The organism is Mesorhizobium sp. WSM4310 (assembly GCF_007003935.1).
GTDB lineage: Bacteria > Pseudomonadota > Alphaproteobacteria > Rhizobiales > Rhizobiaceae > Mesorhizobium.
In genome coordinates, this window is sequence record NZ_VFTA01000019.1 from 113,877 (window position 1) to 137,893 (window position 24,017).

Annotated in this window: 27 protein-coding genes and 1 pseudogene; 17 read left to right on the forward strand and 11 right to left on the reverse strand. The window is 64.6% G+C overall.

Features of this window, described 5'->3' with window-relative positions; genetic code table 11:
• Positions 1 to 42 precede the first annotated feature (42 nt).
• Positions 43 to 174: pseudogene (locus FJV80_RS20685) on the forward strand (nuclear transport factor 2 family protein); the annotation flags it as partial.
• Positions 159 to 785: a DNA-3-methyladenine glycosylase gene (locus FJV80_RS20690; protein WP_179295959.1), complete on the forward strand. Its 627-nt coding sequence runs from the start codon at positions 159 to 161 to the stop codon at positions 783 to 785. The pseudogene FJV80_RS20685 and the gene FJV80_RS20690, both read left to right, overlap by 16 nt.
• Before the next feature lie 54 nt (positions 786 to 839).
• On the opposite strand, the gene FJV80_RS20695 is transcribed toward FJV80_RS20690, so the two are convergent.
• The 4 genes from FJV80_RS20695 to FJV80_RS20710 form a co-directional block, all read right to left on the reverse strand.
• Positions 840 to 1,109 (reverse strand): hypothetical protein, encoded by a 270-nt coding sequence (locus FJV80_RS20695; RefSeq protein WP_142877277.1) that lies wholly within the window; start codon positions 1,107 to 1,109, stop codon positions 840 to 842.
• Positions 1,110 to 1,157: 48 nt separating this feature from the next.
• On the reverse strand, positions 1,158 to 1,436 hold the full coding sequence (locus FJV80_RS20700) for a helix-turn-helix transcriptional regulator (RefSeq protein WP_095788637.1): 279 nt from the start codon (positions 1,434 to 1,436) through the stop codon (positions 1,158 to 1,160).
• Positions 1,437 to 1,731: 295 nt separating this feature from the next.
• Positions 1,732 to 2,442, reverse strand: coding sequence for a phosphatase PAP2 family protein (locus FJV80_RS20705; protein WP_095788638.1), 711 nt, complete (start codon positions 2,440 to 2,442; stop codon positions 1,732 to 1,734).
• 28 nt (positions 2,443 to 2,470) lie between these two features.
• Complete coding sequence (locus tag FJV80_RS20710; protein WP_095776165.1) at positions 2,471 to 2,809, reverse strand: hypothetical protein; 339 nt, start codon at positions 2,807 to 2,809, stop codon at positions 2,471 to 2,473.
• A gap of 185 nt (positions 2,810 to 2,994) precedes the next feature.
• Between FJV80_RS20710 and FJV80_RS20715 the strand changes: the two genes are divergently transcribed.
• Both FJV80_RS20715 and FJV80_RS20720 read left to right on the forward strand, forming a co-directional pair.
• Positions 2,995 to 4,386, forward strand: coding sequence for a sensor histidine kinase (locus tag FJV80_RS20715; protein ID WP_095776166.1), 1,392 nt, complete (start codon positions 2,995 to 2,997; stop codon positions 4,384 to 4,386).
• Positions 4,383 to 5,045 carry a response regulator transcription factor gene (locus tag FJV80_RS20720; RefSeq protein WP_095788641.1) on the forward strand — a complete coding sequence of 221 codons (663 nt, stop codon included), beginning with the start codon at positions 4,383 to 4,385 and terminating at the stop codon, positions 5,043 to 5,045. The genes FJV80_RS20715 and FJV80_RS20720 overlap by 4 nt, the downstream gene beginning before the upstream one ends.
• A 131-nt stretch (positions 5,046 to 5,176) precedes the next feature.
• Here the strand turns inward: FJV80_RS20720 and FJV80_RS20725 are convergent, their stop codons facing one another.
• A complete protein-coding gene (locus tag FJV80_RS20725) occupies positions 5,177 to 5,692 on the reverse strand; it encodes a hypothetical protein (protein WP_142877278.1) in 516 nt (171 codons plus the stop codon).
• A gap of 273 nt (positions 5,693 to 5,965) precedes the next feature.
• Between FJV80_RS20725 and FJV80_RS20730 the strand changes: the two genes are divergently transcribed.
• On the forward strand, positions 5,966 to 7,969 hold the full coding sequence (locus tag FJV80_RS20730) for a PhoX family phosphatase (RefSeq protein WP_142877279.1): 2,004 nt from the start codon (positions 5,966 to 5,968) through the stop codon (positions 7,967 to 7,969).
• Positions 7,970 to 8,102: 133 nt separating this feature from the next.
• Entirely contained in the window at positions 8,103 to 8,327 is a 225-nt protein-coding gene (locus FJV80_RS20735; protein ID WP_095775657.1) for a hypothetical protein, read from the forward strand.
• Positions 8,328 to 8,402: 75 nt separating this feature from the next.
• Here the strand turns inward: FJV80_RS20735 and FJV80_RS20740 are convergent, their stop codons facing one another.
• Positions 8,403 to 9,572: an NAD(P)/FAD-dependent oxidoreductase gene (locus FJV80_RS20740; RefSeq protein WP_142877280.1), complete on the reverse strand. Its 1,170-nt coding sequence runs from the start codon at positions 9,570 to 9,572 to the stop codon at positions 8,403 to 8,405.
• Positions 9,573 to 9,979: 407 nt separating this feature from the next.
• Here FJV80_RS20740 and FJV80_RS20745 point away from each other — a divergent pair, with 407 nt between their 5' ends.
• From FJV80_RS20745 to FJV80_RS20765, 5 genes are all read left to right on the forward strand, one after another.
• Complete coding sequence (locus tag FJV80_RS20745; RefSeq protein ID WP_142877281.1) at positions 9,980 to 11,017, forward strand: phosphatidylglycerol lysyltransferase domain-containing protein; 1,038 nt, start codon at positions 9,980 to 9,982, stop codon at positions 11,015 to 11,017.
• 237 nt (positions 11,018 to 11,254) lie between these two features.
• Positions 11,255 to 12,226, forward strand: a complete 972-nt coding sequence (locus tag FJV80_RS20750) for a sulfonate ABC transporter substrate-binding protein (protein ID WP_095775654.1) — start codon at positions 11,255 to 11,257, stop codon at positions 12,224 to 12,226.
• A 91-nt stretch (positions 12,227 to 12,317) separates the two neighbouring features.
• Positions 12,318 to 13,475 (forward strand): FMNH2-dependent alkanesulfonate monooxygenase, encoded by a 1,158-nt coding sequence (gene ssuD, locus FJV80_RS20755; RefSeq protein WP_185975240.1) that lies wholly within the window; start codon positions 12,318 to 12,320, stop codon positions 13,473 to 13,475.
• Positions 13,472 to 14,248, forward strand: coding sequence for an ABC transporter permease subunit (locus tag FJV80_RS20760; protein WP_142877283.1), 777 nt, complete (start codon positions 13,472 to 13,474; stop codon positions 14,246 to 14,248). Before ssuD ends, FJV80_RS20760 begins: the two co-directional genes overlap by 4 nt.
• Positions 14,249 to 14,255: 7 nt before the next feature.
• Entirely contained in the window at positions 14,256 to 15,053 is a 798-nt protein-coding gene (locus FJV80_RS20765; RefSeq protein WP_095775651.1) for an ATP-binding cassette domain-containing protein, read from the forward strand.
• 421 nt (positions 15,054 to 15,474) lie between these two features.
• On the opposite strand, the gene FJV80_RS34600 is transcribed toward FJV80_RS20765, so the two are convergent.
• A complete protein-coding gene (locus FJV80_RS34600) occupies positions 15,475 to 15,651 on the reverse strand; it encodes a hypothetical protein (protein ID WP_185975238.1) in 177 nt (58 codons plus the stop codon).
• Between the two features lie 309 nt (positions 15,652 to 15,960).
• Here FJV80_RS34600 and FJV80_RS20780 point away from each other — a divergent pair, with 309 nt between their 5' ends.
• The 4 genes from FJV80_RS20780 to FJV80_RS20795 all read left to right on the forward strand — a co-directional run bounded on the left by FJV80_RS20780 (position 15,961) and on the right by FJV80_RS20795 (position 19,234).
• The gene (locus FJV80_RS20780) at positions 15,961 to 16,329 is read left to right on the forward strand and encodes a septal ring lytic transglycosylase RlpA family protein (protein WP_095792365.1); all 369 of its coding nucleotides are present in this window, start codon (positions 15,961 to 15,963) and stop codon (positions 16,327 to 16,329) included.
• A gap of 232 nt (positions 16,330 to 16,561) precedes the next feature.
• Positions 16,562 to 17,839 (forward strand): polyhydroxyalkanoate depolymerase, encoded by a 1,278-nt coding sequence (locus tag FJV80_RS20785; RefSeq protein ID WP_142877284.1) that lies wholly within the window; start codon positions 16,562 to 16,564, stop codon positions 17,837 to 17,839.
• 159 nt (positions 17,840 to 17,998) lie between these two features.
• Positions 17,999 to 18,613 (forward strand): transglutaminase-like cysteine peptidase, encoded by a 615-nt coding sequence (locus FJV80_RS20790; protein ID WP_142877285.1) that lies wholly within the window; start codon positions 17,999 to 18,001, stop codon positions 18,611 to 18,613.
• A 378-nt stretch (positions 18,614 to 18,991) separates the two neighbouring features.
• Positions 18,992 to 19,234, forward strand: coding sequence for a hypothetical protein (locus FJV80_RS20795; RefSeq protein ID WP_095775647.1), 243 nt, complete (start codon positions 18,992 to 18,994; stop codon positions 19,232 to 19,234).
• 84 nt (positions 19,235 to 19,318) lie between these two features.
• On the opposite strand, the gene FJV80_RS20800 is transcribed toward FJV80_RS20795, so the two are convergent.
• The 4 genes from FJV80_RS20800 to FJV80_RS20815 form a co-directional block, all read right to left on the reverse strand.
• Positions 19,319 to 19,687 carry a helix-turn-helix domain-containing protein gene (locus tag FJV80_RS20800; protein WP_019862229.1) on the reverse strand — a complete coding sequence of 123 codons (369 nt, stop codon included), beginning with the start codon at positions 19,685 to 19,687 and terminating at the stop codon, positions 19,319 to 19,321.
• A gap of 19 nt (positions 19,688 to 19,706) precedes the next feature.
• A complete protein-coding gene (locus FJV80_RS20805) occupies positions 19,707 to 20,237 on the reverse strand; it encodes a Smr/MutS family protein (RefSeq protein ID WP_142877286.1) in 531 nt (176 codons plus the stop codon).
• On the reverse strand, positions 20,234 to 21,334 hold the full coding sequence (locus tag FJV80_RS20810; RefSeq protein WP_142877287.1) for a murein transglycosylase A: 1,101 nt from the start codon (positions 21,332 to 21,334) through the stop codon (positions 20,234 to 20,236). The genes FJV80_RS20805 and FJV80_RS20810 overlap by 4 nt, the downstream gene beginning before the upstream one ends.
• Positions 21,335 to 21,460: 126 nt before the next feature.
• A complete protein-coding gene (locus FJV80_RS20815) occupies positions 21,461 to 22,168 on the reverse strand; it encodes a Tim44/TimA family putative adaptor protein (RefSeq protein WP_095775644.1) in 708 nt (235 codons plus the stop codon).
• Between the two features lie 213 nt (positions 22,169 to 22,381).
• Here FJV80_RS20815 and FJV80_RS20820 point away from each other — a divergent pair, with 213 nt between their 5' ends.
• Together FJV80_RS20820 and secB are read left to right on the forward strand one after the other, a co-directional pair.
• Entirely contained in the window at positions 22,382 to 22,879 is a 498-nt protein-coding gene (locus FJV80_RS20820) for an FxsA family protein (protein ID WP_142877288.1), read from the forward strand.
• Between the two features lie 456 nt (positions 22,880 to 23,335).
• Positions 23,336 to 23,836 (forward strand): protein-export chaperone SecB, encoded by a 501-nt coding sequence (gene secB / locus FJV80_RS20825; RefSeq protein WP_095775642.1) that lies wholly within the window; start codon positions 23,336 to 23,338, stop codon positions 23,834 to 23,836.
• Positions 23,837 to 24,017 lie beyond the last annotated feature (181 nt).

The window sequence follows — 24,017 nt, forward strand, 5'->3', positions numbered from 1 at the left end:
CCACGATGATGGTCAAGGAGGATTGCGATGGAAGACATTGCCATGGAGGACTGGGGCATCCCCACGGCTCTGGATCGTCACTGGGCTGCCTCCGATGCCGGCGACTTCGAAGCGGAGCATGAGATCTACCGGGAGGATGCGGTGCTCGACTATCCGCAATCGGGCGAGCGCATGCCGTGAGCCATGGGGAAGATCATCCGCCGATCGCCCGTCCGGAGCTGCCTAGCGAGACGGTCGCGCTCGCCCGCTTCCTCATCGGCAAGCTGGTGGTGCGCGATTTGCCAGAGGGCATGGTCAGCGGCCGCATCGTCGAGACCGAGGCCTATGTCGTGGGCGACGCCGCCGGGCATGGCTTCAGGGGGATGACCCGGCGCAACCGCTCGCTGTTCCTCGAGCGCGGCCACGCCTATGTCTATCTCGCCTATGGCGTCTCCATGATGCTGAATGTCTCAAGCGAGGCGGAAGGTACCGGAACCGGCGTCCTGATCCGGGCGCTCGAGCCGCTCGAGGGCATCGCCATCATGCGTCAGAATCGCGGCGTCGAGCGCTTGCGCGACCTGGCGCGCGGGCCGGGCAGGCTGGCGGCGGCGCTGCGGATCGACCGGTCGCTCGACGGGCTCGACCTTTGCCGGGAAGGGCCTCTATGGCTGGCGAAGGACGGCCAAAAAGCCGGCGACATCGGGCAGGGCATCAGGATCGGCATCACCAAGGATGCGGACAGGCTGCTACGGTTCTATGTCAGGGGAAGCCCGTTCGTCAGCGGTCCGAGCTCGCTCAACCCATGACGGCCGGCAGCCCTCCTCCCTTGAGGCACGCTGGCTGCGAAGGGGCTGCCTCTCTCATTTCTCCGCCAGTTGCGTCCGTGCATCGCTGATCGAGGCGGCATAGGTCACCAGCGGTCGCTTGACGCCGTGGTTGATCAGGGTGCGCCGTATTTGCGCAGAGGCCCCCGGCAGGTGGTAGCCTTCGCGCCAGACCGTCACCAGCTTGGGCGTGAACAATTCGGCAAATGTCGGGCTTGTCGACCCGTGGGCCCACCCTCGAGCCGACTTATGGGTCGGTTGATGCACTGCCTGCCGTGCCTGATCCATGGACTGCCTTCCGCACATGAAGGCGGCGGAACCGTCGGCAGGAATGTCGGCGGTCGCCGTCGCGACTTATGCCGGCTCAGCCCTGCGATCTGGCGGCACGGCGGGTTTGAGGCGCACGCCCCTGCCGCCGCGTTCGCTGGCCTGGTTCTCGCCGATCAACTCCACCCCGGCCTCGTCGAGCGCCTGGATGACCTTCATCAGCGTATCGACCACGCCCCGGACCACGCCATCGCTCGCTTCCATGCGCTGGATGGTCGGAAGCGAAACGCCTGCGCGTTCGGCGAGCGTCTTCTGGTCGATGCCGGCCAAGGCCCTTGCGGCACGCATCTGCGCGGCAGTGATCATCGGCCGGACCCCATGTCTGTGTCTGCAGGAATAATGTGTAATGCCATTGTCATGATGTTTCAAGCATCAATATGAATGTTTGACGCGTAAGCGCCTTCGCCTGATCGTCCATTTTTCCCGATACTTCCCGAGGATTGCAGGCTAGGGTGTTGCCCATCTGGGCAGGGGTAACGCGGTTGAATATTTTCAAGACCTTGATGACATCGGCATGCCTGCTTTCGATGGTTCTGGTTCTGGCAGGCTGTGGTGGACACCTCATCAACCGATTGATCTGAGCGCAAGCCCGAGGGTGCAGTCAGGCGCCGTCGGCATCGTCGCCCACCACCTTGCGGCGCTGCAACACCCGCGCCACCAGCCAGCACAGCATCGCCCAGGCGAAGCCCGCGCACCAGCCGGCCAGCACATCCGACGGCCAGTGGACGCCGAGATAGATGCGGCTGACGCCGACCAGCACCGTCGTCAGCACGGCCAGCGACAAGACGTAGATCTTCGTCGCCCTGCCATGCAGGAAGCGCGCCGCGAGCGAACCGAGCGTGAGATAGGTCACCGCCGACAGCATGGCATGGCTGCTCGGGAAGGAAAGCGACGTCTCGCTGACCAGATGCGAAACGAGCTCGGGCCGCGGCCGGTCGACGCCGACTTTCAGCAGGCTCGACAGCACCTGGCCGCCGGCCACGGCGACGAAGATGAGAAGGGCCGTCCCCGGCCGGCGGATCAACAGCAGATAGAGGATCGTTGCCGAAGTGATCAGCACCAGCACGCTGGCGCTGCCGAGGCTGGTGATGTCGCGCATGGCGCCTTCCAGCCACGATGGGCCGATCGGGATTGCCGGTTGGCCAACCTGGCGGAAGGCAAGCAGGATTTCGGTGTCGAAGGCGTGCGGCGCGGTTGCCCGCGCCACCTCCATCAGTTCCACGAAGCCCCAAAGGCCGCCGGCGATGACCAGGCCGGCCAGCAGCACCGGGAATTCGATGCGGTTGAGCAGGGTGCTTGCGGTGTCTTTCATCGGGCCGGTGTCGCAATCTTCATCTCGATCAACTCCCCTGCAGATAGGGCCCGAGCGTGATCAGCGCCACGGCGGCGATCGCCAGCACGATGCCGGTGGCCTGCAGCGCGTTGACGCGCTCGCCGAAGAACACCAGCGCCACGACGTTGACCGAGACCAGCTGGATGACCGCCGAGAGGCTGAACGACACCGACATGCCGAATTCGCGAATCAGCCGCAGCATGATCAGATTGCCCAGGGAGTAGAGCGCGAGCGTCAACAGGATCTTGCCCAGGCTCGGCGCCAGTCCCCATTGCTTGGCGGCGGTTGCCGCCAAAAGGAAGATCACCGTCGAAAAGCCAAGCTGCACCAGTCCCGAAAAACTCAACGTCCCATCCCCTCGAAGCGGCTGCCGCCGCATGTGCCGCGGACCTTGTTTCCCAAGCGCCTCGACACGTCAAGCGACCTCGTTCTAACGAAGGTCTTGCTAACGAAGGTCTTGGCAACGGCAAGACTGAGGCTCAATGTGCCGATATCGTCCAGCTTGTTCGATCCAAGGGCGATCAGGGACTCATGATTCGTATTCTGCAGAATTTGGCGCGGCGCTGGAGCGAGCTTTCCCTTGCCCTGCAATTCCTCGTTGCCGGCGGCTTTGGCCTGCTGGCCGTCATGCTGGTGGTGGGTGCCTGGGTGACGTCGCAGATCCGGGACGGCGTCACCCGCAATTCGGCCGCCACGACGGCGCTCTATGTCGACAGCGTGATCGCGCCGCTGCTGCCGGACCTGCGCAAGAGCGAGGAGCTCAGCGAGTCCGTCAAGCAGGCGCTCGACGAGACGCTCGGCCAGGGCGCGCTCGGCAAGCGCCTGGTCTCGTTCAGGCTCTGGCGCCGAGACGGCACTGTGCTCTACGCGAAAGATGCAACTTTGATCGGCCGCCGCTTTGATCTGACCGACGATCTGCGGTCCGCCTTCCAGGGCAACGTCACCGCCCAATTCGATGCGTTCGATGAAACCGAAAGCAAGGAGCAGGCCGTGGGCGTGCCGTTGCTGGAGATCTACAATCCGGTGCGCGAACCCTGGTCGGGCGAGGTGGTGGCCGTCACCGAATTCTTCGAGGTTGCCACCGATTTCAAGGCCACGCTGGCCTCTGCCCTGCTGTCGAGCTGGCTGATCGTGGCCGGTACCACCCTGACGGCTTTTCTGCTGCTGTCGAGCATCGTGCTGCGCGCCAGCCGCACCATAGACGATCAGCGCGGAGCGCTGCGCCGCCAGGTGTCGGAGTTGCAAGGCCTGGTGACGCAAAACAGCGCCTTGCGGCAGCGTGTGCAGCGGGCGTCGCGCCGCGCCACCGCGCTCAACGAACGATATTTGCGCCGGATCGGCGCCGACCTGCATGACGGACCGGCGCAGCTCGTGGCCCTGGCGGCGCTGCGCATGGACAGCCCGGTATTTTCCGGCGACGGCCATTGGGGCGAAAACCGCGCGACCGAGGTCGCGATGATCCGCAAGACGCTGGAGGATGCGATGCGCGAAATTCGCGGTATCTGCACCGGTCTCGTCTTGCCGCAGATCGAAACGGCCGCGGCAACGGACATATTGCGGATGGCGGTCGACGAACATCAGCACCGGACGGGAACGTCCGTGTTGCTCACGCTGCCCAGGCATTTGCCTGATCTCGGCACTTCCGAAAAGATCAGCATCTATCGTTTCGTGCAGGAAGGGCTGAACAATGCCTATCGCCACGGGCGGGCCAAGGATCAGACGGTGCGGGCCGGGATGAAGAATGGCAGGCTTTTTGTCGAAGTGTCCGATAGCGGGCCGGGTTTCGATCCGGCGCGGGTCGATGGGTTGGGGCTCGCCGGCCTCAGGGAGCGGGTCGAAAGCATTGGCGGCCAGTTCGAGACCTTGACCGGAGCGCAAGGCACGCGATTGGTGATCAGTCTTTCGATCGAGGAGCAAGCATGATTGGCGCTATCCGCATCGCTATTGTCGACGATCATCCGCTGTTTCGTGAAGGCGTGACGCGCAGCCTGTCGGAGATCGGAGGTTTCGAGATCGTCGGCGAAGGCGCGACAGCGCAGGATGCCGAACGCATCGCCTCGACGGTGCAGCCTGACATTTTGCTGCTCGACATCTCCATGCCGGGCGGCGGCCTGTCCGCGGTTGCCAGCATCCTTGCCGACCATCCCGCCCAGAAGATCGTCATGCTGACGGTTTCGGAGACCAATGCCGATGTAACCACGGCGCTGAACGCAGGCGTGCAGGGCTATATCCTCAAGGGCGTCGGATCTCGCGCGCTCGCCGACATCCTGCGCAATGTGGCAGCCGGCGAGGGTTACCTTACGCCGACGCTGTCGGCACGGCTGCTTTCCGATCTCCAGTCCCCGCAATCCGCCGACGGCGTGGCGGACCGGTTGCGGCAACTGACCGAACGGCAGGCGGAAATCCTGCGGCTGGTGGCGGAGGGGCTCAGCAACAAGGAGGTTGCCTTGCGCCTGGAGCTGCAGGAGAAGACGGTCAAGCACCACATGACCGGGGTGCTGTCCAAACTCAATGTGCGAAACCGCACTGAAGCGGCTCTCATGGTGCGTGAGTTCCGCGACCGGGACAGAAGTCGCTCCTAGAGCAATTCCAGGAAAAGTGTGAAACGGTTTTCCGTCCGGAATTGCGGCAAAACCAAAGCGCTGGAGCAATTCCAGGAATAGTGTGAACGGTTTTCCCGGGCAAAGCGCTGGCCGTTGCCTGCTGGCCAGTTTCACAAGGCTTTCAGACGGCTGACATCGGCCGGCGTGGCCCGGCGGTCGATGATCGTGCGACCCAGCGCATCCTTCATTCTGAAGCGCCCGTTCTCGATCTTTTCGGTGATGCCGTCGGGATGTGTGACCGTGATCTTGTTGCCGCTCACCTCGACCTTGTCACCGGTCGTACCGTTGACATGGCTGGCGCCTTTGGTGCTCTGACCCTTGCCGGACGCCGAGTTGTCACCGCTGCCATCCGTTGCGGAATTGCCGCCGTTTGCATTTCCGTTGCCGCCGCTGTTACCGCCACTACCGCCGCCACTGTTGCCGCCGTTACCGCCGCCGCCATTGCCGCCGTTACCGCCGTTACCGCCGCCGTTGCCGCCATTACCGTTGCCGGCCTGTGCTGATGCGGCGTCGATCCCGGGGGCGGAGCCGTGCAGGGCAATTCGATAGGGAACGATGGTCAGCGCCAGAGCCGCCGCCGAAACGAGCGTCAGCCGGCGGCACCGGGCCGTGATCGATCCGTGCATCCTGATCTCCGTCGATTGAGCCGGCGCGCCCACCCCAACGTTGCAACCAGCAACTTCGCCGAAAGATGTATTGGCCGGAAGCGACCTCCGACCGTTGCGTTTGTCCTCCAGGACTTTTGCAAGCGCAAGATTGGACCAAAGTCCGAGGTCCGCGCGAGCAAGTCGCCTCGCCCCGAGCCTTCGGGCCTGTATGATGTCACGAAAATGTGATCGGCCCGGCGTAGGAGTCGAACAGGCAACAAGCTCCAGCCACTCCAAAGCCAGAGGCCCTTCGTGACCGAACATCGCTCCCCCGACGCCCGATTCCGCACCAGCCTGCTCGAGGAAAACGAAGGACCGGCCACCAATCCCACCGACAACCGCACCATGGGCGAGATCATCGCCGCGCGGTTCTCGCGCCGGGGATTCCTGAAGGGATCGCTCGCCGTCTCGGCGATCGCCGCGACCGTCGGCCCGCTAGCCATGATCGCCGCCGACGATGCCCGCGCCGCGGAAGGCTCCGCTTTCAAATTCGACGAGCTCGAGGCCGGCATCGACGACAGGCATCATGTCGCGCCGGGCTACGACGCCGACGTGCTGTTGCGCTGGGGCGATCCGCTGTTTGCCGATTCGCCGGAGTTCGACCCGACGAAACAGTCGGCCGAGGCGCAGGCCAGGCAGTTCGGCTACAACAACGACTATGTCGGCTACATCGCGATCGACGGCTCGGCCGAACACGGCCTGCTCGTCGTCAACCACGAATACACCAACCCGCATCTGATGTTTCCGGGCATCGTTGCGATCGTCGAGAAGGACGGGAAGAAGAAGGCCGAGGTGGCGCCGCTCGTGAAGGAGCAGGTCGATGTCGAGATGGCGGCGCATGGCGGCACCATCGTCGAGATCCGCAAGGAGGGCCGCAAATGGCAAGTGGTGCGCGACGGCAAGCTCAACCGCCGCATCACCGCCACCACCGACATGGCGCTGTCGGGCCCGGTCGCCGGCCATGACCGCGTCAAGACCAATGCCGACCCGTCCGGCACGAAAGTGTTCGGCACTTTCAACAACTGCGCCGGCGGCGTCACCCCTTGGGGCACCTATGTGATGGCCGAGGAGAACATCCACGGCTATTTCTCCGGCGAATTGCCCGAGGGCCACAAGGAAGCCGCCAACTACAAGCGGCTCGGCATTCCGGAAGGCGCCTATGAGTGGGGCGCGCATTACGACCGCTTCAACCTCGCCAAGGAGCCGAACGAACCCAATCGCTTCGGCTGGATCGTCGAGGTCGACGTCAACGATCCGGCATCGACGCCGAGGAAGCGCACCGCCATGGGCCGCTTCAAGCATGAGGGCGCCGAATCCATCGTCGCCAAGGACGGCCGCGTCGTCTTCTATCTCGGCGACGACGAGCGCTTCGACTATGTCTACAAATTCGTCACCAAGGGCACGTTCAGCGCCAACGACCATGCCGCCAACAAAGACCTGCTCGACGAGGGCACGCTGCATGTCGCCAAATTCGCCGAGGACGGCACGGTGGACTGGCTGCCGATCGTCTTCGGCCAAGGGCCGCTGACCGCCGAGAACGGCTTCGCCGGCCAAGCCGACGTGCTGATCGAGACGCGGCGCGCCGCCGATCTGCTCGGCGCCACCAAGATGGACCGGCCAGAGGACATCCAGCCCAATGGTGTCAACGGCAAGGTCTATGTCATGCTGACCAACAATTCGAAGCGCAAGCCCGATCAGGTCGATGCCGCCAATCCGCGTGCCGAGAATGCCTTCGGCCACATTATAGAGATCACCGAGACCGATGGCGATTTCACGGCCGCCAAGGGCAAATGGGAAGTGCTTTTGAAATGCGGCGATCCGTCGGTTGCCGATGTCGGCGCCACCTTCTCGACGGCGACGACGGCCCATGGTTGGTTCGGCATGCCCGACAATTGCGCGGTCGATTCGGCCGGGCGCCTGTGGGTCGCTACCGACGGCCAGGGCCCGAAGGTCACCGGCCGCACCGATGGCCTGTGGGCGGTCGACACGGAGGGGGCCGCGCGGGCAACCTCGAAACTGTTCTTCCGCGTGCCGATCGGCGCGGAAATGTGCGGCCCGCTGTTTGCGCCTGACGACCAGACCGCCTTCGTCGCCGTCCAGCATCCGGGCGATGGCGGCGAGGATTGGGAAGGTTTTGGCCGGCCGTCCTACTATGAGGATCCGTCGACGCGCTGGCCGGACTTCAAGCCCGAAATGCCGGTGCGGCCGTCGGTCGTCGCCATCACCAGGCAAGGCGGCGGCAAAATCGCGGTGTGATATCAGGCCTGCGAACCTCGAGGGAGGGCTTCGGTTTGCCACCGCCCCTCCTTCGGCGTGAATCTATTCAAGCTCCGGGAAAGATTGGCAATTTACTGATGGCGCCCTAGGTCGTTCCCAGGAGATCACCGCCATGTCGAAGTCAGTCTATGATCGCGGCCTGCTCAAGCCCGGCGACATCGCCAAGCTGCAGCGCGTCTTTGACGAAGCCTGCCTGCGGCGCGAAGCACGACCCGATTCGCCGGAAGCGCGCGAGATCGCCCTCAACCTGCTCGCACTCCACAATGCCGGCATGGTCGACGAGGAGATGCTGGTGCAAGCCGTCGGTTTCCGCCGGCTGGAGCCGAAATCGGCGTGAGGCGCCAAGTCGCCAGAGACCTTTGTTTTGACGCAATTCCCGAGGGAACGCGCTCACACTTTTCCTGGAATTGCTCTAGCGGCTGGCTCCGGCGATCCGCCTGGCGATCGCCTTGCCCAAAATGGCGGCATTGGCGAAGCAGCCACGAATGCTCGGCCGCATGCCGGTGAACCACAGGCCGGGCAGTTTCGGGTCGGCTTCATCGCCATTGAAGAGCGGGACACCCTTGGCGTCGAGCACGCCGAGAGTGCCGACCATGCGTTCCAGCCCGGTGCGGTAGCCTGTCGCGGCAATGACGATATCGGGATCGACCAGGCGGCCATTGGCCAAGATCACCCCGTCGCGGGTGAATTCGCGTATCGCCGGCACCACGGTGATCTTGCCCGACTTGATGGCGTCGACGGCGCCGTCGTCCGCGGCGATCGCCGTGTAATCCGAGGCCAGGCGGCTGGCGCCGCCCGACGGCGCGGGCGGCATGCCGAATTTGGTGAGATCGCCGAAAACCAGGCGCTGCGTCGCGGCCATCACCGCATCGGCGACGCGCAGCGGCAAGCGTGCCATGAGCGGCGAAAGCCGGTGCACGGCGATCTTGCCGATCCGCTTGGGCAGAAGCGCAGGGCCATTGCGGGCCGATAGCCAGAGAGAAGCCGTATCCACGCCGGCCAGATGATTGAGGGCATCGAAGCCCGAATTGCCGGCGCCGACGACCAGCACCTTCTTGCCGGCATAGGACTTGGCGTCGCCAAAATCCGCCGAATGGATGATCCGGCCCGCAAAGGCCTGCATGCCCATCCACTGCGGCGTGAAGGGCTCCTTGTCACGGCCGGTGGCGACGATGACATGACGCGCCAGACGCGAGCCGGCGCTGGTGCGCACCACCCAATGGTCGCCCCCGAACACGAGTGTCTCGACGGCGACGCCGAACTCCACCGGCAACTGGTTCGCCTCGCGGAAATCGTTCATATGGCGGATGACGACATTCCTGGGTGGAAAGGCTGGCGTCCCTCCCGGAAAGGAGAGGCCGGGCAGCGCCGAGAGATCGCGATGGGTGTTGAGATGCAGCTGCTGGTGCCGCCGATGCCAGGGTTCGGCCAGCCGGGTCTCCTGTTCCAGGATCGCCACCGGCACGCCAGCCTTCATCAGGGCCTGCGCGACAGCCAGTCCGGCGGCGCCGGCGCCGATGACAATCGCCGGCTCGACCACCGCCACCTGCTCCACCTTCGGTCTGCTTGTCGTATCAGCCATTCGCTCTCAAAATCCATTCAACCGCCGCATCCTACACGCTCGCAGAACGCTGTAACCGTTTGATCGCGCGCAAACCCAAACAGCGGATCGGTGCGCTCGAGTGCCTTGCGGCGCCAGGGCGCAAACAACTCCCATCGCGCAAATGCGACTAAACCAACGACATGGAACCGAATGCCCCGCTTCCGTCCGAAACCATGCAGCCCTATATGGCATATCAGCGGCATCGGCGATAATCAGGTCGCGGCAATGTGATTGATTCGAGTTCCGAGGGGCTGGCGGATCTCGTTACCGACGCAGGAATTCGAAACCGCAGCGATTTCGGCTTCCCGTGAAAAATCAAGGCGCCGTGGCGCGTCTGGCGTGCCGAAAGGCCCCCCGCGCCACAGACGGCACGCGGAATCCGGACCATGCCCTCCTTGCGGATCTATTTCGACAAAATCCTCGAGGGTGCCTCGCCCAAGGTCGAGCGCCAGGCGTTGACGCATGTCGAACGCCTGGCGATGGTCCGCCGCCATGGCGACTTCTCGCTCGCCTATTCGACTGCCGTACAGCGCAAGCTTTCCTATTTTGGCGACGCCGACGGCTACATCGCCTTCGGCACCAAGATGAAGCATCATTTCGCGCTTGGCGACCCGGTGGCGGCGCCGGCCCGGCGGCCCGACTATATCAGGCGCTTCGTCGAGACCGCCGGCGACCCGTGGTTCGTGCAGATTGGCGAGGAGACCGCGCACGTGCTGGCCGGGCTCGGCTACAAGGTCAACCGGCTGGGCATCGACACCCGCCTCGCCCTGCCCCAACACGACTTTTCAGGCAAGCGCAACGAGACCGTGCGCTATTCCGAGCGCTGGCTCTTGAAGAAGGGCTTTTGGTTCGAGGAAGACACGCGGACGGTATTCCTCGACGAAATCGCCCGGCTGTCCGAGAACTGGCGCGGCGACCGCATCGTCAAGCGCTGGGAGATGGGTTTTCTCAACCGCCCATTCTACGATCAGCTCGGCACCGACATGCGCCGCTTCGTCCTGCATGGCCCCGATGGCGAACTCGTCGCGCTGCTCGATTTCGATCCGTTGTTTCGCGACGGGAAGGTCATCGGCTACACCACCGCCTTCAAGCGCAAGCACATCGATGCCTCGCCGCACGCCGAGATCGGCCTGACCAAATTCGCCGTCGACCGGTTTCGCGAAGAGGGCATTTCGGTGGTCACGCTCGGCCTGTCGCCGCTTCTCGACGTCACCCCCAGCGGTTTTGCCGAAAGCGATTTCTGGCGCAACACTTTTCAGCGCGCCTATTCTTCGCCATGGGTCAACCGCCGCAGGTTCAACCTGCAGGGCCAGGCGGCATTCAAGCGCCGCTTCCATGGCATGGAAGAGCCGGTCTACATCGCTTTCCGCAAGGGGACCTATGTCGAGATGCTGGGCCTGCTGCGGCTGGTGAAAGCAATCTAGTGACCGGCGCGGTCCTGGCCAAAGCCTTTTCATTCGTCATCCATGCGCGGCGTCGCTCGCTCCTTGCCTCGCCCTCGAATGACGAATGCCGGGTTGCCGTGGAAGATATTTCCGCACCACGGCGCCAACTCGCAAAATCATTCCTCTACTAAATTTATAGAACTACCTAGCCTTGCCGCTCATTCCAACCGGCGAGGACGTTTTCCCGGCGCCGATCCGCAGCGAAGGAGAGGGATCATGTTCAATCTGACCGAGCGCTTCAATCTGACGAGACGCGTTTTCGGCATCGGCCTGCTCGCCGCTACCGTCGGTCTGTCGTTCGGCGCCGCCGCGCAGGAGCTGAAGCAGTTCAACATCGGCTATCAAAAGACCGGCCTGCCGGTGATCGCCCGGCAGCAGCAGGTGATCGAGAAGGCGCTCGCCGACAAGGGCGTCACCGTCAAGTGGGTGGAATTCACCGCCGGCCCGCCACTGGTCGAGGCGCTCAATGTCGGCGCCATCGACGTCGGCTGGACCGGCGACGCACCGCCGATCTTCGGCCAGTCGGCCGGCGCCAACATCGTCTATGCGGCGGCACTGCCGTCCAATGGCGATGGCGAAGCAATCTTCGTCAAGCCGGCCTCGCCGGTCCAGTCGGTCGCCGACCTCAAGGGCAAGCGCGTCGGCGTCGGCAAGGGCACCTCTGCGCATAATCTGCTCGTCGCCGCGCTGGAAAAAGCCGGCGTTCCCTTGGACCAGATCACGCCGGTTTACCTCAGCCCCGCCGATGCGGCCGCCGCCTTCGCCAGCGACCAGATCGACGCCTGGGCGGTCTGGGATCCGTTCTTCGCCATTGCCGAAACACGCTACCAGCCGCGCGTGCTGGCCCGCTCCAGCGAGGTGCTCAAGGTCAACACCTATTTCCTCGCCAACAAGGATTTCGCCAAGGCGCATCCCGAAATCATCACCACCACCATCGCCGCTCTCGGCGAAGCGGCGAAATGGGCGGACCAGAACCGCGACAAGGTGGCCGCGGCGCTGCATGAGGTGACCGGTGTGCCGCTCGACGCCCAGACCATCGCCGCCAACCGCAGCAAATTCGGCATCTTTCCGATCACCGACGAGATCACCGCCGGCCAGCAGGCGACCGCCGACCGCTTCTACAAGCTCGGCCTGATCCCGAAAGCGGTCCGCATCTCGGACGCCGTCTGGACCGCGCCGGGCAACTGATCTTTCTCGTGCGGCGCCGGGCGGAAACGTCCGGCGCCTTTGCCGTTTGTGCCTGTAATCTCCAGGAGATCTGTCCGTGACCGCGCCAGACATGACCACGCCAGCCAGCCCGCTCGATTTCTTCTGGTTCATCCCGACGCATGGCGACGGCTCCTATCTCGGTTCCGAGGAGCAGCAGCGGCCGCCGGAGTTCGGCTATTTCAAGGAGATCGCGCAGGCGGTCGACAGGCTCGGTTTCCCCGGCGTGCTGCTGCCGACCGGGCAGAATTGCGAGGATTCCTGGATCACCGCGACAGGCCTTGCGACGCTGACCGAAAAGCTGAAGTTCCTCGTCGCACTGCGGCCCGGCGTGACGCTGCCGACTTTCGCCGCGCGCCAGACCGCGGCACTCGACCGGCTGAGCAATGGCCGCCTGCTGCTCAATGTCGTGGTCGGCGGCAATCCGACCGAGCTCGCCGGCGACGGCGTCTTCCTGCCGCATGATGAGCGCTATGCCCAGGCGCATGAATTCCTGACCATCTGGCGTGGTCTCGTCTCGGGCGAGCGCGTCAATTTCGACGGCAAATATTATCGCGTCGAAAACGGCCGCCTCGACCTTCTGCCGCTGCAGGAGCGGCCGCCGCTCTATTTCGGTGGATCGTCCGACGCCGGCCAGGATCTCGCCGCCGACCTCGTCGACATGTATCTGACCTGGGGCGAGCCGCCGGCGCAGGTGGCCGAGAAGCTCGCTTCGGCGCGCAAAAAGGCGGCGCTGCGCGGCAGGAAACTGCGCTTCGGCATCCGGCTGCATTTCATCGTGCGCGAAACCGAGGACGAAGCCTGGCGCGCCGCCGACCGGCTGATCCGCCATGTCACCGATGCCCAGATCGAGAATGCGCAGGCCCGCTTCCTCAACCAGATGGATTCGGTCGGCCAGCGCCGCATGGCCGAGCTGCATGGCGGCCGTCGCGACAGGCTCGTCGTTTCGCCCAATCTGTGGGCCGGCGTCGGCCTGGTGCGCGGCGGCGCCGGCACCGCGCTGGTCGGCACGCCGGAGCAGGTCACGCAGCGCGTCCGCGAATACCAGGCGATCGGCATCGACACCATCATCGGCTCGGGCTACCCGCATCTCGAGGAAGCCTACCGCGTCGCCGAGCTCTTGTTCCCGCGCCTCGGGCTCGGCACCAGGCGGCAGCGGGCACATCGCGACATCGCCAACGAATTCTCGGTCGGCTTCCATGGCGCCGCCCGCCTGCAGGCCTCCTCATGAGCTTTTCCGCGCGCCTCCACGCAAATGCCATCGGCTGGGTGCTGCCGGTCCTGGTGATCGCCGGCTGGGAAGCCGCATCGCGCGCGGGCGTCGTGCCGGCCAATGTGCTGCCGGCGCCAAGTGCTGTCGCCGAGGCCTTCTGGCGGCTGACGCTTTCGGGTGAACTGATCCGCAACATCGCTGTTTCGACGGCGCGCGCGCTTGCCGGCTTTGCCATAGGCGGTTCGATCGGCTTCGCGCTCGGCCTTGCCAACGGCCTGTCGCGGCTCAGTCGCGGCCTGACCGACACCACGCTCCAGATGATCCGCAACATCCCGCATCTGGCGCTGATCCCGCTCGTCATCCTGTGGTTCGGCATCGACGAGGAAGCAAAGCTGTTCCTGGTGGCGCTCGGCGTGTTCTTTCCGATCTACGTCAACACGCTGCTCGGCATACAGAGCGTCGATCCGCAGCTGGTCGAGATGGGCCGCGTCTACGGCATGGACCGGCGCGCCCTGTTCTTCCGCGTCATCCTGCCCGGCGCGCTGCCGGCGATCTTCGTCGGCCTGCGCTATGCGCTCGGCATCATGTGGCTGACGCTGATCGTCGCCGAGAGCATCTCGGCCAGTTCCGGCCTCGGCTACATGGCCATGCAGGCGCGCGAATTCCTGCTGATCGATGTCGTTGTGCTGTCGATCCTGATCTACGCGCTGCTCGGCAAGCTCGCCGACAGCCTCGCCCGCCTGCTCGAGCGGCTGTCGCTCGGCTGGCATCCCGCCTTCCAGAACGGATGAGGTTTCGATGCCAGCCGCCAGCCTGACCTCCGTCCGTTCCTTCGTCGCCGCGCCAGCGCCGGCGCGCCCGGCGATTTCTGTCGAAGGCCGGCGCGCCTTCGCCTTCAACGGCGTGGAAAAACGCTTCGGCGACAAGATCGTGCTCGACGGCATCGACCTTGACGTGCCGGCCGGGCAGTTCGTCGCCGTCATCGGCAAGAGCGGCTGCGGCAAGAGCACGCTGCTCAGGCTGCTGGCCGGGCTCGACCGGCCGACATCGGGATCGCTGACGCTGGGCGCCGAGGAAGCGGGCCACAGCCGCACGCGCTTCATGTTCCAGGAGCCGCGCCTGCTGCCCTGGGCGAGTGTGGTGAAAAATGTCGAGGTCGGGCTGACCGGCATCGCTGCCGGCCAGGACGCGAGGCAACGCGCGCTCGACATTCTGGGCGAGGTTGGCCTGGCCGACCGCGCCGACGAATGGCCTTCGGTGCTGTCCGGCGGCCAGAAGCAGCGGGTGGCACTGGCCCGCGCGCTGGTCGGCCAGCCGCAGATCCTGGCGCTCGACGAGCCGCTCGGCGCGCTCGACGCGCTGACCCGCATCGAGATGCAGCAATTGCTGGAGCGCATCTGGCTCGCCCAGAAATTCACCGCCGTGCTGGTAACGCATGATGTCGCCGAGGCAGTCGCGCTCGCCGACCGGGTGGTGGTGATCAGCGCCGGCAGGATCGCGCTCGACCTGGAGGTGCCGGCGGCCAGGCCGCGCCGGCGCGGCTCGGCCGAGCTCGCCCGCCTCGAAGGCACGATCCTGGACCGGCTGTTCGGCTAGAGCGTTTCACCGTTTCATGGAAACGGCGAACCGCTCTAACTCTTTGTTTTGACGCAATTCCGGACGGAAAACCGCTCACACTTTTCCTGGAATTGCTCTAAGGCTGTCGGCTGCGGCGCCATCGACGAGCGGCTTCCCCAGCTCCGTCGAGCTTATGCAAGCTCACGCCTTTTCTCTCCCCCGTCGATCGGGGAAGAGGTGGCTCGGCGAAGCCGAGACGGAGTGGGGGTCGACCTGGCTCCGCCGTTGTCATCTCAAGCCGGGCGATGCCTCGTCCTGATTGAAAACTCTGCGGTGAATTGCTGGCGGCGGCGCATTTGAAAACCGGCTTCCCCCACTCCGTCGCTGCTTCGCAGCGCCACCTCTCCCCCCTCCGGAGGAAGAGGAAGGGCGCCAACCTTGTCGACCTCTCACCGAAGCTCTACCGGTTCGCCCATACCAGCCCGGCCAGGCCGAGCAGCATGGCGACGAGGCCGATGTAAAGCCATTGCGGCTGGCCGGTCATGAAGCTGCCGCCGATCACGCCGACGCCTTGCAGCGCCCACACCGCACCGATAGCCAGCACAATCAAGGCCAGCAGATTTTTGGTCAGTCTCATTGACGGATCTCGCTTTTCAAGTCGATCGTTCGCGGCGCCATGACCGTGATGAAAGAGCCAAAGGAATGAGCCCAATCATACCGGATTCTACTTGGATATTAATCCGATATCTTGTCAAAGCGATCTCTCATATCGGGCCGAAGATCGTCGAAAATGAATCAAATCGCGCCGGAAAACCCCTGACAGACTGTTACCTTCCGACTCCAAACGTGTGATCTCGCCACGGAACGGACAGATGCTTGCCGCATTTCCTGCCTTATTCGGCACCTAACGGCTGGGGTCTGTCAAAAACGGAGCCATCCCTCAAATATGAAGACCCTAAACCAGACCGCGCTTGTCGCGGTAACGATCGCTGCTGGCCTGATGGTCGGTGCTTCGGCCACTTCGGCAACCGCCGCCGCCGGCCAGTGTGGCCGTGCTTCCTGGTACGCGCTGCACTCGCGCACCGCATCTGGGGAGCGCATGAACCCGTCGGCATTGACCGCCGCCCACCGCTCGCTGCCTTTCGGCACCAAATTGCGGGTCACCAACCAGAACAATGGCCGCAGCGTCATCGTGCGCATCAACGATCGCGGCCCGTTCATCCGGGGTCGCGTGCTCGACCTGTCGAAGGGCGCCGCCGGCCAGCTCGGCTTCATCGGTTCCGGCCATACCTCGGTCTGCATGGCGCGCGTGTAAAAATTGCCTGTGTCCGGCGGCAGGGCCGGACACATTTCCTACACATTTCGGCACTGCACATTGAGCCGGCTCGGCCGTTCCAGGCGGATTTGCAACGCTTTGGACGAAAGAACCATTGGTCACGCCACGTGACGTATTGCATCGCAGCAATTAGTTGTTAACCTCGCCACGAGACATTTGAGGCTCGGCGCTGCTCGTCGTCCCTTCGGTCGCAGCAGCAGCGGGGTTGTCGATGTTCTACCATCTCTACGAATTGAACCATGCGGCGCTGCAGCCGGCCCGGCTCTATGCCGATGCGGTGCGGATGTTCTATTCCAACCCGCTGAACCCGGTCTCGCACACGCACTGGGGCCGTTCGGTCGCGGCGGGCGCCGAGCTGTTCGAGCGCAGCACGCGCCGCTACGGCAAGCCCGCTTTCGGCCTCGACAAGACCGTCGTCGACTGGAAGAGCGTCGAGGTCACCGAAAAGACCGTCTGGTCGAAGCCGTTCTGCAACCTCGTCCGCTTCGAGCGCGCCGTGCCCGCCGGCCGCAAGCCGGATCCGAAGCTTCTGATCGTGGCGCCGATGTCGGGCCACTATGCGACGCTGCTGCGCGGCACGGTGGAAGCCATGCTGCCGCATGCCGATGTCCACATCACCGACTGGGTCGACGCCCGCATGGTGCCGCTGGCCGACGGCAGCTTCGATCTCGACGACTATATCGACTATATCATCGAGATGTTCCATGCGCTGGGGCCTGATACCCATGTGATGGCGGTGTGCCAGCCTTCCGTACCGGTTCTGGCGGCGGTGGCGCTGATGGAGGCGAAGGGCGATCCCTTCGTGCCCTCGACCATGACGCTGATGGGCGGCCCGATCGACACGCGCCGCAACCCGACCGCGGTCAATCTCCTGGCCGAGGAAAAGGGCATCGACTGGTTCCGCGACAATGTCGTCATGCGCGCGCCCTGGCCGGTGCCCGGCTTCGGCCGCGAGGTCTATCCGGGCTTCCTGCAGCTGTCCGGCTTCATGAGCATGAACCTCGACCGCCACATCATCGCCCACAAGGACTTCTTCATGCACCTTGTGAAGCATGACGGCGACAATGCCGAGAAGCACCGCGACTTCTATGACGAATACCTGGCCGTCATGGACCTGACGGCGGAATTCTACCTGCAGACCGTCGACACCGTGTTCGTGCGCCATGCCCTGCCCAAGGGCGAGATGATGCATCGCGGCACCAGGATCGATCCGTCTGATATCCGCAACGTCGCCTTGTTCACGGTCGAGGGTGAGAACGACGACATATCGGGCCTCGGCCAGACCAAGGCGGCGCAGGATCTGTGCGTCAACATTCCGGCCGACAAGAAGGCGCATTACATGCAGCCGGCGGTCGGCCATTACGGCGTCTTCAACGGCTCGCGCTTCCGCTCCGAAATCGTGCCGCGCATCGTCGACTTCATCACCAGCTATGGCCGCCAGAACCGCGTCGCGGTGAAGCCGAAACTGGTCCGCACCGCCAAACGGTAGGCCATTCCGGGACAAAATCGGCCGCAGGGCCGATCCTGTTGCACAATGGACGCTGTCCCTCCCCGCGGGTAACCATGCCGCAAATCAGTCCGTCGTCGTAATTGACACGGACTGTCAATCGCCCTTAACGTTTCGTTAACAACAGGGTGAGCGGGGACAATGAATTCCTCAACAATGGCGAGAAGGCTGCGTTTGTGCGTGGCTGCGGCCGGTCTGGCAGCCTCGGGAAGCTGGCCGGCCTTGGCTGCCGAAGCGATGGCGACCGGGGGCATCACCTCGCAGCCGATCGGCCACTATGATTTCTGCAAGCAGCACCCCGGCGAATGCTCGATCCGTCCGAGCAACCTGGCGCCGGCAAAAATGACCAATGGGCTGATGCGCAAGCTCGCCGGCATCACCGCCAGGGTCAACGCCGCCGTCGAGCCGATGAGCGACATGGACATTTACGGCAAGGACGAGGTCTGGGCCTATCCCGACAAGGGCGTCGGCGATTGCGAGGACTATGTTCTGGAAAAGCGCCGCCGGCTGTCCCGCATGGGCATCTCGCTTGCCGATCTGCTCATCACCGTGGTGCGCAAGCCCGACGGCGAAGGCCATTCCGTGCTGACTGTGCGCACCGACAAGGGCGACTACGTGCTCGACAATCTGACCGACAAGGTCAAGGCCTGGGACCAGACCGGCTACCACTTCCTCAAGCGCCAGGCGATCGACAATACCGGCCGCTGGGTTTCCATACGCGGCGGCCAGCAGGTGCTGGTCGGTTCGGTGGAGTAGCGGCTGCGGCTGCCTGGTTGGGCTGCGCATCCCCAGCGCTTCGTCATCCTAGGGCGGAGCAAGGAGCGCAGCGACGCGGCGCAGACCCTAGGATCCATGCCGTGACACCAACATAGAACACGGCGGCCCAGGAACAGGCGTCGGCCATCTTCATGGAGCCATCGCCACATTCTGCGCCGTTGCGGCGTCCGCAGGTCGCGGCATGGATCCTCGGGTCTCCGCGACGCCGCTGCGCGGCTGCTCCGCCCGTGGATGACGAAGGCGTGGAGGTCCACCACGCATCCCTCCGGAAAATTTCCGTCCCTCTCCATGAACCATTTCCGTTCGCCCGGCGACACACGGCCGTGAACGATAGAAACCCAACCATGGAGACTTCAAATGACTGCTTTGCTGCGTAACACCCTTCTCGCCGTCGCTGCCGTGTCGGCCCTGGGCGGATCCGCGAAGGCCGACCAGACGGTCAGCTGCGTCCACACCAACCTCAATGATCTCTGGGCCGGCCGTTGTTGCGGCACTGCCGGCGCGTCGGACTGCCTGGGCGGCGACCACAATGGCCACGACCATGGCAACCCGGGCACCAAGGGCGGCAACCCCAATGGCAGCACGGCCGGCAAGCCCTGATCCCGCAACAGTGGCCCGCCGGCTGCCGTCGGCGGGCCCTGTTTCGCGCTCCGGCAGGCCGTCGTGAAATTCAGGTAAAACCAGTTACTTCAGCCGGCCAAGCGCGGCGCGGATCGAGGCGGTGATGCGGCGCAGTTCCGCTTCGTCGAGCTTCTCGATGTTCTCGGCCAGCAGGTTGGCGAGCTCGGTGGCGGCGGGATTGAGGCCTGACGTATCGAGCCGCACACGCGGATGCGAGGCTTCGGCCAGCCGCGCCAGCTCCTCGGCATCGTCCCAGATGATGTTGAAATAGCCGATGATCTTCTGGATCAGCGTCCAGGTCGGCGCACCGCGCCTGCCATGCTCAAGCGCCGAGAGATAGGCGGCACTGACGCCGATCGCCGCGGCCATGTCCTTCTGGCTGACGCCGCGCTCGCGCCTGAGCGCCCGCAGCCTTTCGCCGAACGGCGTCATGCGCCCGGCCTCCCGATCCTCATGAGCGCGCCCGCCGCAGCCTGATATAGAGCGCGCCGGCGCCGCCATGGTTGCGGGCGGCATGGTCGTGGCTGGAGACCAGCGGCCGGAAGGCCGGCGTCGACAGCCAGGCCGGCACCGCGCGCCGCAGCACGCCGTCGCCGCCGGAGGACGACCCCTTGCCGGTGATGACCAGCACATAGCGGATGCCGCCGGCATGCGCCCGGTGCAGGAACGAGAACAGCAGCGAATAGGCCTCGTCCTGCGTCATGCCGTGCAGGTCGACACGGCCCTCGATCGGCAGCCGGCCCTTCGACAGTTTGTCCAGCGTCGGCTCGTCGAGCCGGTGCGTGACATGCTGGACTTTCGGCTTCGCCGCGCCCGGCGCACTGGCGGCGGGCTGGGCCGGCTGCGGCGCCGCCGGCTTGGCCTCGATGGCCATGTCGGGAATGTCGAGAGAGGTTTTTCCCTTGAGCGGCTTGGCCGTGCGCGCCACCAGGTTCCACAGCACCCGGTCGTCTTCGCTCAGCCTGTCCGGACGCTTGCTCATTTGGCGCCCCCGGCCAGCGCGCGCGGCACCAGCGCATAGAATTCGGCGGCGTTGCGCACCACGCCGGCGATCTCGCCGGCGGCATCGCCCGAACCGGCGAAGAGATCGCCGCGCGCCGGTCCGGTGATGGCCGAGCCGGTGTCCTGCGCGATCATCAGCCGGCGGAACGGTCTTGCGTCGAAGGCGGTGAGCGTCGGCGCGTCGATGTAGAAGGGCGTGCCAAATGTGTGCAGAAGCCGGTCGACCGCGACCGAGCGGCCCGGCGTCAGCGGCACCTTGGCGGCGGCGATCGGGCCGAGCGCGGCATCTTCCACCTCGGCCTCGCGGAAGAAGATGTAGGAGCGGTTTCGCCACAGGATCTCGTTGATGCGCTGCGGATGCGCCTTGAACCAGGCGCGGATCGATTGCATCGTCACCTCGGCCAGCGGGATTTCGCCAAGCTCGCTCAAGACCTTGCCGGGTCCGGTGAAGCGCTGGCCCGACTTGGCGGCGTAGGTGACGCGGCGCAGCCGGCCGTCGGTCATGGCGAGCCTTGCGGCCCCTTGCACATGGATGAAGAAGGCATCGACCTTGTCGGCCAGCCAGGCGATCTCAAGCCCTTGGCGCTCAAGCGCGCCGCGCTCGATCGCGCCACGGTCGAAATACTCGGCCAGTCCGTCCGCCGTCCGGCGCGCGAAGGCGAGGTAGGGATCCATGCCCTGGGGCCGATTGGCATCGTCGACATCGGCGAGATCGGCCGGCCGCGACAGCAGCGGCACGACGAAACGCTCCGTGCGCACCGGCGAGGCCTCGACCTGCGGCTCATAGAAGCCGGTGACGAGGCCGGCGCCGCTTTCGGCGCGGACCAGCATCGGGACAAAATGGCGCTCGAAGAAAGTTCGCGCCTCCGTCCGGTTCGCGGGCGCCGCGATGCGCGCTTGCGCATAGGCCGCGGCGAAGGCGCCGAAATCGACGCCGAGCGCGCCGCTGCGATAGGGTTTTACCGGCGCATGGAAGGCGGAGCGGCGAAAAGCCTCGAAGGCCGGCACAAGGTCGTCATCGCCCCAGCCGGGCAGATCGTCAAAGGATTTTTCGATGAAGAGAGGCGATAGCGACACCGGAGCCCCGTCGCCTTAAAGCGCGTCGTGTTTGAAGAGTGTCATGCGACGCGCTTCGGGTCTGGGTTTTGCTGCAAGTCGTTGTCCCAAAACCGCTTCGCACTTTTGGGCGACATGCATCGGGGCTCAGTCTTCTTCTTCGGTGGCGACGAGCTTCCAGTTCGGATCGCGCGAGCGCGTGTCGCGGGCGAAGGTCCAGACATCCTTGACCTCGGCCACGGTCTCCGGATCGCCGTCGATGACCGTGCCGGCCTTGTCGCGCGTCGCCGAAATCAGCTCGCTGATGATGCGCAGCGTGACATGCGCCTCGCCGCCCTTCATCTCGGCCGAGACGATGTCGGCCTTGTCGATGCCGACGAAGGAGGACTGGATCTTTTCCGACTTCGCCTCGCGCTCGCCGATCGCGGCGACGAAGCCGTCGAACACTTCGCGCGACAAGAGGTTCTTCAGCGTTTTGCGGTCGCCGTCGGCATAGGCCATGACGATCATCTCATAGGCCATCTTGGCGCCGTCGATGAAACCCTTCGGATCGAAGGACGGGTCATTGTCCTTGATCGCGCGCAGGCCCTTGTTGAGATCGGTGTCGGGCTTGGCGAAGGCGTCGATCGCCGTATAGGCGTCGGCCGGCGCCGGCTCGCCGGGCAGGCGCTTGCGCGGCAGCGAAACGACATTTTCAGGCTTCTGCGTGGCGTCCTTCTCGGTGCGCGCCGCCGAGTAGGGGTCGAAGGGCGGCCGCTCGCTCCCGGTCCGACGGCCCAGCACGTTGCGCAGCTGGAAGAAGATCACCACCGCCGCGATCAGGAAGAAAATCGTGCCGAAGTCGAAGAAGCCCATATCTTCTGCCAATCAATCCCTGCCTGTAGGCCGGACCATCCGGCCAGAGGGCCGCGGTCGCATAGCGTTCAACATTCAAAGCATATAGAACGCAAGGTGCAATCATTCAAATTAAAGGCAGGCATACCTATCTAACGGCCTCAGGGCCAGCGGCGATTGGCCGCCAAGGGCCAAAACAATCGAAACGACCAACGACCGGAAGGCTCGCAAGACTTGCGCATTTCGCTGCTTCCCCTGTTTCTTCTCGCTCTGCCGCTGCTGGAAATCGCCGGTTTCGTCATCGTCGGCCGTGAGGTCGGCGCGCTGGCGACGGTCGGCCTGGTGCTGGCCTCGAGCATCGCCGGCGTGCTTCTGCTCAGGCACCAGGGTTTCGGCGTCATGGCTCGGGTGCGCGCCGAGATGGATGCCGGCCATGATCCCAGCCGCCATCTCGCCCACGGCGCCATGATCGTGGTCGCCGCGATCCTTCTAATCATCCCCGGCTTCATCACGGACATTATCGGCCTGCTCCTGTTCCTGCCGCCGGTGCGCGACCTTGCCTGGCGCCGGTTCAAGGGCCGCATCGTCGTCGCCACCGATTTCTCCGGCGGCGGCTTTCGCCGGTCGCGCGACAGGGTCATCGACCTCGACGACGGCGACTATTCGCGCGAGGACGATTTCAAGCGCGGCCCGGACCACAATTCGCCGTGGCGGCGGCTGAAGGACGATTAGGTCGCGGGTGCGGCGTTCTGATCTGTTCTGAGAGGCCAGCGCCGCTCCAGCCAGGCTCCTTTCCTCTCCCTCCGGAGGGGGGAGAGGTGGCTCGGCGAAGCCGAGACGGAGTGGGGGAACCACCTGGCAGGCGCCGCGAACGGATATTGAAAGGGGACCAAGGCGCAGGCATTGCCTCGCCTTGCGCCGAAGGGTCGACCCCCACTCCGTCGAGCTTCGCCCGACACCTCTCCCCCGATCGACGGGGGAGAGGAAGGGCGCCCTTCCGCAACGGCTGCGGAGGACGGGCAACCTGATGAGGGGCAGCGCCGACCCGACAATGATCTCTCCACAGCCAACCGCGGCCGACACGAGCCCGAAGGCGGCAAACCTTGTCTTGTCATGCCGACCATGGTAGCGAACGCCCGATTTCAATTCGGTCAGCACGGCTGCCCAGGGGAAAAGGATATAAGGCTCATGGCCAGCAATGATGACGCGCCGACCGGCGCAGCCAACGGCAACGGCAACGCGACGCAGCCGTCGCTCAACGTGCTCGCCCAATATGTGAAGGACCTGTCCTTCGAGAGCCCCGGCGCGCCGAACTCGCTGCGCGGCCGCGACAAGGCCCCCGGCATCGCCATCAACGTCAATGTCAATGCCAACCCGCTTTCCGACAAGCAGTTCGACGTCAATTTGACGCTGAACGCCAAGGCCTCCTTCGACCAGGAAGTGCTGTTCAATGTCGAGCTGGTCTATGGCGGCGTCTTCGCCATTTCGGGTTTCCCGCAGGAGCACATGCTGCCGATCCTGTTCATCGAATGCCCGCGGCTCTTGTTCCCCTTCGCCCGCCAGATCATCGCCGAGGCGACCCGCAATGGCGGCTTCCCGCCGCTGATGCTCGACCCGATCGACTTCGCGCAGATGTTCCAGCAGAAGATCGCCGAGGACCAGGCCGCGTCGAAGGTCCAGGTGAGCTGAGGTTTATCTACAGAATGCCTCGAAAAGCCCGGCCTTGAGCCGGGTTTTTTGTTGCCTTGGTGACCCTTGGCAACGCTGGTGGGACAGCACCCATAGGCGTCACCTTAACGGTGCTGGTCGATTGAAATACAACGATCGAGCCATGGGTCGACCCCCACTCCGTCGAGCTTCGCTCGAGACC

Coding starts and splice junctions, on each gene's coding strand:
- FJV80_RS20695 (WP_142877277.1), bottom strand. CDS start 1,109: ATGTGCGGAAGGCAGTCCATGGATCAGGCACGGCAGGCAGTGCATCAA.
- FJV80_RS20700 (WP_095788637.1), bottom strand. CDS start 1,436: ATGATCACTGCCGCGCAGATGCGTGCCGCAAGGGCCTTGGCCGGCATC.
- FJV80_RS20705 (WP_095788638.1), bottom strand. CDS start 2,442: ATGAAAGACACCGCAAGCACCCTGCTCAACCGCATCGAATTCCCGGTG.
- FJV80_RS20715 (WP_095776166.1), top strand. CDS start 2,995: ATGATTCGTATTCTGCAGAATTTGGCGCGGCGCTGGAGCGAGCTTTCC.
- FJV80_RS20720 (WP_095788641.1), top strand. CDS start 4,383: ATGATTGGCGCTATCCGCATCGCTATTGTCGACGATCATCCGCTGTTT.
- FJV80_RS20725 (WP_142877278.1), bottom strand. CDS start 5,692: ATGCACGGATCGATCACGGCCCGGTGCCGCCGGCTGACGCTCGTTTCG.
- FJV80_RS20735 (WP_095775657.1), top strand. CDS start 8,103: ATGTCGAAGTCAGTCTATGATCGCGGCCTGCTCAAGCCCGGCGACATC.
- FJV80_RS20740 (WP_142877280.1), bottom strand. CDS start 9,572: ATGGCTGATACGACAAGCAGACCGAAGGTGGAGCAGGTGGCGGTGGTC.
- FJV80_RS20745 (WP_142877281.1), top strand. CDS start 9,980: ATGCCCTCCTTGCGGATCTATTTCGACAAAATCCTCGAGGGTGCCTCG.
- FJV80_RS20750 (WP_095775654.1), top strand. CDS start 11,255: ATGTTCAATCTGACCGAGCGCTTCAATCTGACGAGACGCGTTTTCGGC.
- ssuD (WP_185975240.1), top strand. CDS start 12,318: ATGACCACGCCAGCCAGCCCGCTCGATTTCTTCTGGTTCATCCCGACG.
- FJV80_RS20760 (WP_142877283.1), top strand. CDS start 13,472: ATGAGCTTTTCCGCGCGCCTCCACGCAAATGCCATCGGCTGGGTGCTG.
- FJV80_RS20765 (WP_095775651.1), top strand. CDS start 14,256: ATGCCAGCCGCCAGCCTGACCTCCGTCCGTTCCTTCGTCGCCGCGCCA.
- FJV80_RS34600 (WP_185975238.1), bottom strand. CDS start 15,651: ATGAGACTGACCAAAAATCTGCTGGCCTTGATTGTGCTGGCTATCGGT.
- FJV80_RS20780 (WP_095792365.1), top strand. CDS start 15,961: ATGAAGACCCTAAACCAGACCGCGCTTGTCGCGGTAACGATCGCTGCT.
- FJV80_RS20785 (WP_142877284.1), top strand. CDS start 16,562: ATGTTCTACCATCTCTACGAATTGAACCATGCGGCGCTGCAGCCGGCC.
- FJV80_RS20790 (WP_142877285.1), top strand. CDS start 17,999: ATGAATTCCTCAACAATGGCGAGAAGGCTGCGTTTGTGCGTGGCTGCG.
- FJV80_RS20795 (WP_095775647.1), top strand. CDS start 18,992: ATGACTGCTTTGCTGCGTAACACCCTTCTCGCCGTCGCTGCCGTGTCG.
- FJV80_RS20800 (WP_019862229.1), bottom strand. CDS start 19,687: ATGACGCCGTTCGGCGAAAGGCTGCGGGCGCTCAGGCGCGAGCGCGGC.
- FJV80_RS20805 (WP_142877286.1), bottom strand. CDS start 20,237: ATGAGCAAGCGTCCGGACAGGCTGAGCGAAGACGACCGGGTGCTGTGG.
- FJV80_RS20815 (WP_095775644.1), bottom strand. CDS start 22,168: ATGGGCTTCTTCGACTTCGGCACGATTTTCTTCCTGATCGCGGCGGTG.
- secB (WP_095775642.1), top strand. CDS start 23,336: ATGGCCAGCAATGATGACGCGCCGACCGGCGCAGCCAACGGCAACGGC.